9 protein-coding genes are annotated in these 10,733 nt (G+C 70.6%); 8 read left to right on the top strand and 1 reads right to left on the bottom strand.

The annotated features are described in order from the left end of the window. Window positions 1-80 precede the first annotated feature (80 nt). The 7 genes from C8P66_RS10635 to C8P66_RS10665 all read left to right on the top strand — a co-directional run bounded on the left by C8P66_RS10635 (window position 81) and on the right by C8P66_RS10665 (window position 9,725). The gene (locus tag C8P66_RS10635) at window positions 81-1,496 is read left to right on the top strand and encodes an FkbM family methyltransferase (protein ID WP_158537201.1); all 1,416 of its coding nucleotides are present in this window, start codon (window positions 81-83) and stop codon (window positions 1,494-1,496) included. Between the two features lie 5 nt (window positions 1,497-1,501). Continuing rightward, entirely contained in the window at window positions 1,502-2,509 is a 1,008-nt protein-coding gene (locus C8P66_RS10640; protein WP_111398227.1) for a glycosyltransferase, read from the top strand. After that, window positions 2,506-3,543, top strand: a complete 1,038-nt coding sequence (locus C8P66_RS10645) for a glycosyltransferase family 4 protein (RefSeq protein WP_111398228.1) — start codon at window positions 2,506-2,508, stop codon at window positions 3,541-3,543. The genes C8P66_RS10640 and C8P66_RS10645 overlap by 4 nt, the downstream gene beginning before the upstream one ends. Before the next feature lie 4 nt (window positions 3,544-3,547). After that, window positions 3,548-4,810: a glycosyltransferase family 4 protein gene (locus C8P66_RS10650; protein WP_111398229.1), complete on the top strand. Its 1,263-nt coding sequence runs from the start codon at window positions 3,548-3,550 to the stop codon at window positions 4,808-4,810. A 129-nt stretch (window positions 4,811-4,939) separates the two neighbouring features. Then, complete coding sequence (locus tag C8P66_RS10655; RefSeq protein WP_146422812.1) at window positions 4,940-5,479, top strand: class I SAM-dependent methyltransferase; 540 nt, start codon at window positions 4,940-4,942, stop codon at window positions 5,477-5,479. A 124-nt stretch (window positions 5,480-5,603) separates the two neighbouring features. Further along, on the top strand, window positions 5,604-5,966 hold the full coding sequence (locus C8P66_RS10660) for a hypothetical protein (protein ID WP_111398231.1): 363 nt from the start codon (window positions 5,604-5,606) through the stop codon (window positions 5,964-5,966). Between the two features lie 39 nt (window positions 5,967-6,005). Then, on the top strand, window positions 6,006-9,725 hold the full coding sequence (locus C8P66_RS10665; protein ID WP_111398232.1) for a glycosyltransferase: 3,720 nt from the start codon (window positions 6,006-6,008) through the stop codon (window positions 9,723-9,725). On the opposite strand, the gene C8P66_RS10670 is transcribed toward C8P66_RS10665, so the two are convergent. Beyond that, window positions 9,710-10,369 carry a TetR/AcrR family transcriptional regulator gene (locus C8P66_RS10670; protein WP_111398233.1) on the bottom strand — a complete coding sequence of 220 codons (660 nt, stop codon included), beginning with the start codon at window positions 10,367-10,369 and terminating at the stop codon, window positions 9,710-9,712. The two genes, C8P66_RS10665 and C8P66_RS10670, sit on opposite strands and share 16 nt — an antisense overlap. 121 nt (window positions 10,370-10,490) lie before the next feature. Between C8P66_RS10670 and C8P66_RS23840 the strand changes: the two genes are divergently transcribed. Then, a partial coding sequence (locus C8P66_RS23840; RefSeq protein WP_158537202.1) for a hypothetical protein occupies window positions 10,491-10,733 on the top strand: 243 nt, incomplete at its 3' end.

The raw sequence follows: 10,733 nt of genomic DNA on the forward strand, positions 1-10,733 counted from the left end.
TCCTGTTCATGGCGCGCGCGAGCAGGTCTCCCGACGGTTCCCATAGCTCCCCCATCCGCGGCGCGGCGCGGTGGCTGCTGATGCGCCTGCGCCCCCTGGCGGCACCCTTCCTGCTCCGCTTTCAGGCCCGCATGGGCACCGCGATTCAGCAAAGCGGGCTTTCCGACGACATCACCCGTCTGACCGGCGGGCTTTCCGCCGACATCGCCCGTCTGACCAGCCAGATCGAGGCCGTGGCGCATGCGATCAGCCATATGCAGCGGAGCGTTGAGCGGCTCGAAACCCGCGGCGAGATCGCCTCGGACCGCTTCGAGGCGCTGCGCCTCGGGATTCCGGATCTGCGGGTGACGACACGGCGCATCGAGGAGGCCATCGCCCATGAGGCGCAGCGCCTGACCCTGGTCCAGGAGGCCATGTGCCGGGTCGAGCTGCCGCTTGTCACACGGGTGGAGGAGATCGGGCGGATGACCGCCCAACTCGTCGAGCGTGACCGCGTCCCGGCCATGGCCGCCCAGGTGGAGGAGATCCAGCGGTTGACCGCCCAACTCGTCGAGCGTGACCGCGCCCCGGCCATGGCCGCCCAGGTGGAGGAGATCCAGCGGTTGACCTCGGAGCTGGTCAACCGCAACACCGATCTTCCCCTCGCCGCCGCCGTCGCGGGCATCGAGCGGATGACGGCCAAGCTCGTCAACCGCAACGCCATCCCCCTGCCCGAGGGCGATTTCGCGGTTCGCAGCCCGCATGGCTACGTCATCGTGCCGGGCTTCGACATCGGACTGGTCGTCTATCTCGCCGAGGGCGATGGGCATGAGATCGGCACGGTCGCCGTGCTCGTCAGCCTGCTGGATGCCGGTGACACCGCCGTCGATATCGGCGCGCATGTCGGGATGATGGCGATGCCCATGGCCCGCCGCATCGGCGCGTCCGGGCTGCTCTACGCCTTCGAGCCGAGCCCCGAGACCGCCGCCCGCCTTCGACGGACCCTCGCGTTCAATGGCCTGGACGGCCAGGTGCGGGTGGTCGAGCAGGCGGTCGGGGACCAGCCGGGCCAGGCGCTGCTGCATTTCGGATCGAACACCTCCACCAACTCGCTGCTGCCGGCACCAGGGACGGCCGGCGGCGCCGGCGTCACGGTCGAGGTCGTGCGGCTGGATGCGGCCATCCCCGCCGGCCTGCCTGTCGCCGTGGTAAAGATGGATGTGGAGGGGGCCGAGCTTGGCGTGCTGGCAGGCATGCCCCGGCTGCTGGCCGAGAACCCGGATCTGATCGTCGTCGCCGAATACGACAACGCCCATCTGCGCCGTTCGAGCCAGACCGCCCAGGCCTGGCTCGGCGCCTTCGCCGTCGCCGGGCTCGACACCGCGCTCGCCATCGGGGACCGGGATGGCATCTGCCATCGCGTCACCGCCCAGGACCTCGCAGCGCTGGACGGGACCGTCAACCTCGTGCTCGCGCGCGGCGCGGCACCGCGCCTGGCCCGTCTGCGGATGGGCTGAGCGCCTTGCGCATCGGCGTCGTCACCTCGACCGCTCCGCTGAGCCAGGGGCTGCACCGCGACCTCGCGCGTGGCCTGGAGGCGGCCTTGCGCGCACATGGCCACAGGGTCGAGCGCATCCTGCTGCCGGTCGCCTTCGGCCGGGATTTGCTGGAGCAAGCCTGGGCGTTCCGGGCCATCGCCCTGACGGATAACTTCGACCGCATTATCGCCCTGCGGCCGCCGGCGCATCTGGTGGTCCATCCGCACAAGGTGCTGTGGCTCTCCGCCCACGACGGCTATGGCGGCGTGCCGGCCGAGGATGGCGCGGCGCTGCGGCTGGCCGTGGCGGACCGGACCGCGCTGCTGGCCGCGGACCGGGTCTTCGCCACCTCCGAGGCCGCGGCCGAGCGCTGGCGGCAGCGGGCGGGGCTGCGGCCCGGCGTGCTGCCTCCCCCCGCCCCGGCGCCGTGCCTCGCCCCCGCCCCCGCCCCCGGCGGGCGTTCGATAACGGCGCTCCACCCTGGCCCCAGCACGGCGGATGCCGGGCTTGCCGAGGTCACGGCCGCCCTGCGGCTCACGCGCCCCGAGGTCCGGGTCCATTTTTGCGGGGGCGCGAACGATCCGCTGGTGCTGGAGGAGATCGCGCTGCGTGCCGCCGTGCTGCCCCCTGGCCGCCTGCTGTTCGATCGCGACCGCCCATCGCCGCCATGGCTCGCGGCGCTGATGGCCGAGGCGCGAGCCGTGCTCTGCCTTGCCGCGGATGACGACGTCGCCCTCGCCTGCATCGACCGCGCGGCTGCCGCGGGGCTCCCCGCCATCGTCAACCGCGACTGCCCCGCCGCGATGGAGCGGATCGTGGACGGCGAGACCGGCATTGGCATCCCCCTCACCGATACGCGCGCCATCGCTGCCGCCCTGGACCGGCTGGCCGCCGAGCCGGCCTGGGCCGCCGCCATGGGGGAGGCCGCGGCACAAGCCCTGGCCGCCCGCCCAGGCTGGGATGCCGTGCTCGATGCGATGCTCGGCGCATGAGGGTCCTCGTCCTCAACGCCATGGTGCCCTTCGTCTGGGGCGGGGCCGAGGCGCTGGCCGACAACCTTGTACGCAACCTGCGCGCGGCCGGGGTCGAGGCGGAACAGCTTCGCATCCCCTTCCAGTGGTATCCGGCCGAACGGCTGCTGGATGAGATGCTGGCGATGCGCTGCCTGCGGCTGGAGGGGGTGGACCGCGTCATCGGGCTGAAATTCCCGAGCTACCTGGTGCCGCACCCGAACAAGGTGATGTGGCTGATCCACCAGCATCGCCAGGCTTACGACCTTTGGGACAGCGGGCAGTCCGAGTTGCTGCAGTTCGAGCGTGGGCCGGTGATCCGCCACGCCATCCGTGCCGCCGATACCACGAGCTTCGCGGGCTGCCGGGCGCTGTACACGATCGCGAGCAATGTCGCGGACCGGCTGCGCCGCTACAACGGCCTCGCGGCCGAAGTCATGCACATGCCGCTGAACGAGCCGGAACGCTATCCGGGCGGGGAATACGGCGGCTATATCCTGGCCGCCGGGCGCCTTGCCGGGAACAAGCGCCACGAGTTGCTGATCCGGGCCATGGTGCATGTGCGCGCGCCCATTCGCCTCGTCGTCGCCGGGCCGGCGGATTTGCCCGGCACCGCCGACCGGCTGCGCGGCCTTGCGGAAACCCTCGGCGTCGCCGACCGGGTGACGGTGGATGCCCGCTTCCTGCCGGTCGAGGAGCTGGCCGGGCTGATGAACAACGCCTTGGCCGCCGCCTATGTCCCGAGCGACGAGGATGCCATCGGCTATGTCACGATGGAGGCCTGCCAGGCCGCCAAGGCGGTGATCGCCTGCACCGATTCCGGCGGGCTGCTGGAGTTGCTGGAGGATGGTGTGACCGGCTTCGTGGTGCCGCCCGATCCGGTCGAGCTGGCCGCCGCCATCGACCGCCTCGCCTCCGATCCCGCCCTGGCCCGCCGACTTGGGCAGCAGGCGCGGGCGGTGTTCGAGGCGCGGGACATCAACTGGCGCTCCATCGTGCCGAAGCTGTTGGCCTAGCCCCATGCGCATCGCACTCGTCACCCCCTACAACCAGCGTTCGGCGATTTCCTCCTGGGCGCGGCTTGTCGCCTTCGAACTGCATCAGCGCGGCCATGAGGTGACGATCATCCGCGCCGAGAGCATGGAGCCCTCGATGGATGCGCCGCTGGCGCTGCCGCCGCTGGACGCGCCGGGCGCCATCGTGGCGGGCTGCGACATCGAGCCCGCGCAGCTGGTCGCGGAGCATGACGCCATCCTCTACGCGCTCGGCAATCATTTCGGCCATCATGGCGAAGTGCCGCGGCTGTTGCTGGATGCCCCGGGCGTCGTGGTGCTGCACGACACCGACATGAGCGACTTCCGCAACGGATGGGCCTTCCTCCGTGGCGAGTCCGAGGCGCCGCCCGCGGCTCTCTCCCCCGAGGCGCTGCTGGGATGGTTCGCGGCCCGCGCGACCGGCGCCGTGGTCCATGCCAACTTCTATGCCGCCGCGGTTCGCCAATTCGCCCGCGGCCCGGTCGCGGTGCTCAGGCTGTCCTTCCCCGACCTCGAGGTGCCGCCCCCCCGCGCGCGCAAAGCCGACGCCCCGCTGATCGTGGCGACCATCGGCGACGCCAATGCCAACAAACGGCACGACATCGTGGTGGAAGCGATCGGCCAGAGCGACATGCTCCGGGGCAGCCTCCGCTACCGCATCCTCGGCCATGCCCAGCCGGAGCGGATGGCCGAGCTATCCGCACGGGCGGAGGCGCTCGGCGTCGAGATCGATTTTTCCGGCTGGCTGTCCCACGCGGATCTGCAAGCGGCGGTGGCCGAGGCCGATGTCCTCTGCTGCCTGCGCTGGCCGGTGACGGAGGGCTCGTCCGGCTCGGCGATCCTCGGGCTGCTGTCCGGCCGGCCGGTGATCGTGCCCGACGTCGGCTCCTTCCGCGATCTGCCCGACCGGTTCGTGATGCGCGTGCCGGCGGGCGACGAATTCGAGGCCGTGACGCGGCATCTGTCGATCATGCTGCGACACCCCGAGGTCGGGCCCGCGCTGGGTGCCTCCGCCCGGGCCTGGGCGCGTGAGACCTTCCACCCCGCGCATTATGCGGATGGGGTGCTGGCGCTGCTGGCGCGAATTGAGGCCGACCGGCCCATGACCGCCTTGATGGGCCATCTGCGCGCCGAGGCACGCGAATTCGGGCTGGCGGCGAGCGACCCGCTGGTCCTGCGGGCCTGGCGGGATGCGACGCGCGCCTTTGGCAGCGTCGGAGACGGCGGCGATGGGCTATCGGCCGACTGAGCCGGTCCCAAGGGGGCGGCGGATTGCCTGCGCCCTTCCAAAAACACATTCGTGGCGCTACTTTGTAACCTTCTCGTCCCACGGATCAGTATGTCATTGGTGGACACCACAGCGAACCAAGATAAACACATGCTTCTGCGTGTGCTTGGGCATGTAAAAAATGGCTTCTATATAGAATCAGGGCGGTTCGAAGCCAATTTCCTTTCGATGTCGGACATTCTGTATGGGCGGGGATGGCGGGGACTCAGCCTGGCGGGGGATCCTGCGGCATGCAGGGCCACCATGCGGGAGCCGCCGCTTGACACCACCCTGGCAGGGATGGCGGCGACGCAGGGTGCCGAGGCCCTCACACTTGCCCAAGCTTGTGCGACCCGCCATCGCGAGGGCCCGATTCATCTCTTGCGGATTGACGCGACGAGCGACGTCCTCGCCGGGCTGGATTTGATCCACTGCCGACCGTGGGTCGTCCTGGCCGAGGCATGGCAGGCGCCCTCGCTCCCCGCATGGGAACCGCTTCTGACAAGCCAGGGCTACCGTTTCCTCGGGTCCAGCGGCGCGCGCCGCATGTATCTCGCCGAGGAGCACGCGGAGCTGGCGGAGGCCACAGCAGGGCGTGGCCCCCACGCCGGCCCCGGCCGCGCAGGGCGCCGGATTGCAGGAAACCCATGAGCGCCCTGCCCTGTTGCAGGGGCTGGGTCCCGCAACCGAGGCAAAGGTGAAGCTAACCACAGCCTACCGTAGCTGGCGCGCCACCGGACCATTTCGCGCATTGGGTCGCGGTGCCGCGCGCGGCATGGCCGCGGCGCGACGGCTGGTTCGGGGCGAGGCGCCGCGGCCGGGCCTCAAGGATCTGGCACGCTGGCTGTTCCACCGGGCCATGCGCGCCCTGTTGCTGGTGCCTGGCGTGCGGCGAGGCGCGCGGCGCGTCTGGGCCGTGCTGCCCGGGCCGGTGGAATGGTTCGTGGTGCGCTTCCGTGCCTATGAGCGCCGCGCGAGCCAGCCGCGCCCCGCCCCGCCGGCAAGCCTGGAGGTGCTGAAGGCGGCCCTGGCGGCCGGCCAGGTATCCGGCCTCGACCTCAGCGAGGATGAGTTGCGCCTCTATCGCCACTTCGCCACCGCCGGCTTCGCCGGCCGTCATCGCGCGCCACGCGGATGAGCCGCCGCCCCCAGACATACGCAGGGAAGCCGTAGAAAAATGCGCCTCGTCATCGATCTGCAAGGCGCGCAGGGCAGCAGCCGCGCGCGCGGGATCGGCCGCTTCTCCCGCGAGCTTGCCCTTGCAATGGCGCGGGAGCCGCGAGGGCATGAGTGCCTCATCGCCATCAGCGGCGCGATGATGGATACCGCGGAAGAGCTTGTGGCCAGCTTCGGCACCGTGGTGCCGCATGCCCAGATCAAGCTGTGGCATCCCCCGCGCGGCACCGCGGCACTGGCCGCCTCCCCGCTGCGGCCCTTCGCCGAAACCCTGCGCGCCCAGTTCCTGGCCTCGCTCCGCCCCGACCTCGTGCATGTCACCAGCCTGTTCGAAGGGCTGGGCGATGATGTGCTGAGCCTGCAGCCGGCGGAGCTGGAGCGCCTGCCGGTGGTGGCGACCTGCTACGATCTGATCCCGCTGATCCGGCACGAGGCCTATTTCGGCCCGCCGGGACCCATCTCGGACGGGGCCCGCTGGTATTACCGCTGCGCGCAGGAAATGGCGCTGTCCGAGGGCCTGCTGGCGATTTCGGACTCCAGCCGGCAGGAGGCGATCCGCCATTTGCCCTTCGCGCCGGAGCGGGTGTTCAACATCCAGGCCGGCATCAGCCCGACATTCCGCCCCGCCGCGCTGACGCCGGACGCCCGCGCGGCGCTGCTGCGACGCTACGGCTTGCAGGAGGAGTTCATCCTCTTCCTTGGGGCCGGGGATATCCGCAAGAACGAGGCCGGGCTGATCGCCGCCTACGGCCGCCTTCCCGCCGCGCTGCGCCAGCGCCACCAACTGCTCATCGTGGGCAAGATGGCGCCGGATGCGCTGCGCAAGCTGGCGAGCAGCCTGGATATCCCCTTCGAGAGCTTCGTCATCATCCCCTTCGTGGAGGAGGGTGACCTCACCGCGCTGTATTCGACCTGCGCGCTCTTCGTCTTTCCCTCGCTGCACGAGGGCTTCGGGTTGCCGGTGGCCGAGGCCATGGCCTGCGGCGCGCCCACCATCGCCAGCAACACCACCAGCCTGCCCGAGGTGATCGGCCGGGACGACGCCACCTTCGACCCCAACGACCCCGACGCCATCGCCGCCTGCATGCGGAAGGTGCTGGAAAACCCCGCCTTCCGCGCCGAGCTTGCCGCCTTCGGGCCCGGGCAGGCCGCGCGCTTCACCTGGCGATCCAGCGCCGCACGCGCCTGGGACGCGATGGAGGCGATCCACGCGAGGCGCGAGGCGCATCAGGCGTTGCCCCGGGCGGCGGTGCTGCGCCCCCGGCCCAGCCTCGCCTTCGTCTCGCCGCTGCCGCCGCAGAACAGCGGGATCGCCGATTACAGCCGCGAATTGCTGCCGAGCCTCGCCTACCACTACGACATCACGCTGGTCACCGAGACGCCCATCGCCGATACGCGGCTCCAGGCGGGCTTTGCGCGCCTCGATCCCGCGCAGTTCCTGCAGGAGTCGGGACGCTTCGACCGGGTGCTCTATCAGCTCGGCAATTCCAGCTTTCACCGCTTCCAGATCGAGGATCTGCTGCCGAACTGCCCGGGCATGGTCGTGCTGCACGATGCCTATTTGTCGAACTACGTCGATTGGCTCGCGCATGAACGCGGGCGTCCCGATGACTTCCGCATCGCGCTGCTGCAATCGCACGGCTATCCCGCCCTGCGCTTCGACACCGAGCACGGGCGCCAAGCAGCGCTGGCCACCTATCCCTGCAGCCTGCCCGTGCTGCAGGATTCCCTCGGCCTCATCCAGCATTCGCATCATGGCGTTGACGTGCTGCGCCGCCACTTCGGCGCCGGGGCGGCCGATGGCATCGCCGTCATCCCGCATCTGCGGACCGACCGCGACTGGCCCGGTCGCGCCGAGGCGCGGGCCATGCTGGGCCTGGCGGAGGACGCCTTCGTGGTGTGCAGCTTCGGCGTCGTCACGCCGCTGAAGTGCCCCGGGCTGCTGGCCGAGGCATGGCGCCGCTCGGGTCTGGTCGGGCGGCTGGTCTTCGTCGGCGATGCGCCGCAGGAGCTGCGGCAGGAACTGGCCGATCCCGAGGCCGGCATCCAGTTCACCGGGCGCGTGGGACGGGAGGCGTATGACGCCTGGCTGGCCTGTGCCGATCTCGCCGTGCAATGGCGTCTGGGATCGCGGGGGGAAAGTTCCGGTGCCGTCGCCGACGTCCTGATCGCGGGGGTCCCGCTCGTTTGCAACCGCCACGGCTCGGCCGCCGAATTGCCCGAGCCGGTGGCTTTGGGGCTGCCGGAGGAGGCGGATGCCGCGGCCCTGGCCATGGCGCTGACCGCCCTGCGCGACGATCCGGCCCGCCGGGCGCAGCTTGGTGCCGCGGGCCGCGCCTATGCGCTGCGGGATCTTGCCCCGGATGCGATCGCCGCGCGCTACCGGGATGCGATCGAGGCCGCCTATTCGGGGCTGCACCCGGCCAGCGTGGCCCAGCGCATGGCCGACCAGGCGCAGGCCACGGTGAGCGAGGCGGGCGGCCTGCTCGCCGCCTCCCGCGCCATAGGGCGCAGCTTCCCGCAGCCCTGGCGGGCCGGCGGGCGGCCACGGCTGTTGATCGACATGTCGGAGCTGGCACGCCGCGACCATGGCACCGGCATCCAGCGGGTGGTGCGCGAGATCGGCCGGCGGGTGCTTGAGCAACAGCCCGGCGGTTGGCGGGGCGAAGCGGTGCGGGTCGAGGCCGGGCGCCTGCGGCGGACCCATGCGGTGCCGCTGCGCCTCCTGGACCACGCGCCGCTGAACATCCCGGAGACCCCGCTGGATGCCGGCGAGGGCGACCTGCTGCTCTGCATCGACGTGAATGCGGAGCTCACGGAGGAGGAATACGCCGAATTGCGTCGCCTCCGCCTCGGCGGCATGCGGATCGTGCTGGTGATCTACGACCTGCTGCCGATGCGCCATCCGGAGCTGTTCCCGGAGGAGGTCATCACGCTGATCCGGGGCTGGTACACCCGGATGCTGACGATTGCCGATGGGGCGCTCTGCATCTCCCGCGCCGTCGCGGACGAGCTGCTGGTCTGGCTGGACGAGGATGCGACCCGCCGCGCCACGGCGCTGCCGGTCGGCTTCTTCCATCTCGGCGCGGATTTTACCGCGCCCGCGACCGGCGGCCCCGTTTCGGCCGAGGTGCAGGCCGCCCTCGCCAGCGCGGAGCGCCGGCCGACCGTCGTGATGACCGGCACGGTCGAGCCCCGCAAAGGCTATGCCCAATCGCTCTCGGCCTTCGAGGCGCTTTGGGCCGCGGGGCAGGACATCGGCCTGACCATCATCGGCAAGGAGGGCTGGCAGATGGAGGCCTTCATTGCCCGCCTCAGGGCCTCGCCCGCCTTGGGTGACCGGCTCCACTGGGTGCCGAAGAGCAGCGATGCGGAGCTGCGCGCGCTGTATGGCGCCGGGGCGGGGCTGCTCATGGCCTCGAACCACGAGGGGTTTGGCCTGCCGATCATCGAGGCGGCGCTGGCCAGCTTGCCGGTGCTGGCGCGGGATCTGCCGGTGTTCCGCGAAGTCGCCGGTGAGAACGCCAGCTACTTCAGCGGGACGGACGCCAAGCCCCTGGCCGATGCGGTCGCGGCCTGGATGCAGGCAGGCTTTACCCCGCCCTCAGATGGCATCCGGCCGCTGAGCTGGGATGAAAGCTTCGACCAGCTCTGCGCCGCCGTGGTTGAGGGCCGGTGGTACCGGATCTGGCGTCCGGGCGGGGATCAGGCCTCGGGCTGAGGCTGAACCGCGAAGGCGCGCAGCAGCACCTCGACCGTCGCCGCCACCGCACCGGCGATCCGCTCTTCCCCAGGCTGTTCGATGCCGAGCACGACGCGGTTAAATAGGTCGCCCCGGATGAGGGAGGAGACGTGCCCGGTGGTCACCTTGGGGTCGAGCTCCGGCCGAAACCGTCCCAGGCGCTGTTCCTCCGTGATCCAGCCGGTGATGAAGGCGGCGCCGCGCGCGGGCCCCGCCTCGAAGAAGCGGCGCGCGAGATCGGGAAAGCGGGGGCTTTCGGCGATCACCATGCGGTACATCCGCAGCGAGCGGGGATCGAGCAGGAAGCGCAGCCAGCTATCGGCGAGGAGCCGCAGCGACTCGGCCAGGGCCACATCATGCACGGCGACGGCGCCGACCCGTTCGGCCATCTGGGCGCAGCGGTCCGCGACCACAGCCTCCAACAGCGCATCCTTGCCGGGGAGGTAGGCATAGAGCGTGGCCTTGGACACGCCCGCCGCCTTGGCCACCGCATCCATCGAAACAGCGGCATAGCCCTGGCGCATGAACAGCTCACCCGCCGCGGCGAGCACAGCGTGATACTTGCGCGGCATCTCGGCGGTTTCGCCAAGGGTTCCGGGAGCAGGGCAAAGGGGGCTCGACATGCGACGAGTGTGGCGTGGCGCGGGCCAAAAAACAAGACTGAACTGAACGGTTCAGTTTTTCATTGACCAGCGGCCTGCCGCGACTATGTTCCGTCCACGCATGACAAACGGTTCCGCTTCCATGAATGCTCGTACGCCCAGTACGCCTGACCAGTCGCTCACCACGCCATCGCCCCCATCGGCGCCGGCGCGGGTCGAGGCCCCGGCCACGCGCCCGCGCAAATCCGTGCTGCGGCGCCTGCGGCCGGTGCTGCTGGTGCTCGTGCTGACCCGGATTATTCATCACGCCCTCGGCGTCTACATTTCGCCGTTGAGCGGCTCGCCTGCTGGTTGTGGTGGCGCGGGTGGTCAGGCCGGCGCAAGC

This window comes from Humitalea rosea, assembly GCF_003253705.1.
Taxonomy (GTDB): Bacteria; Pseudomonadota; Alphaproteobacteria; order Acetobacterales; family Acetobacteraceae; genus Humitalea; species Humitalea rosea.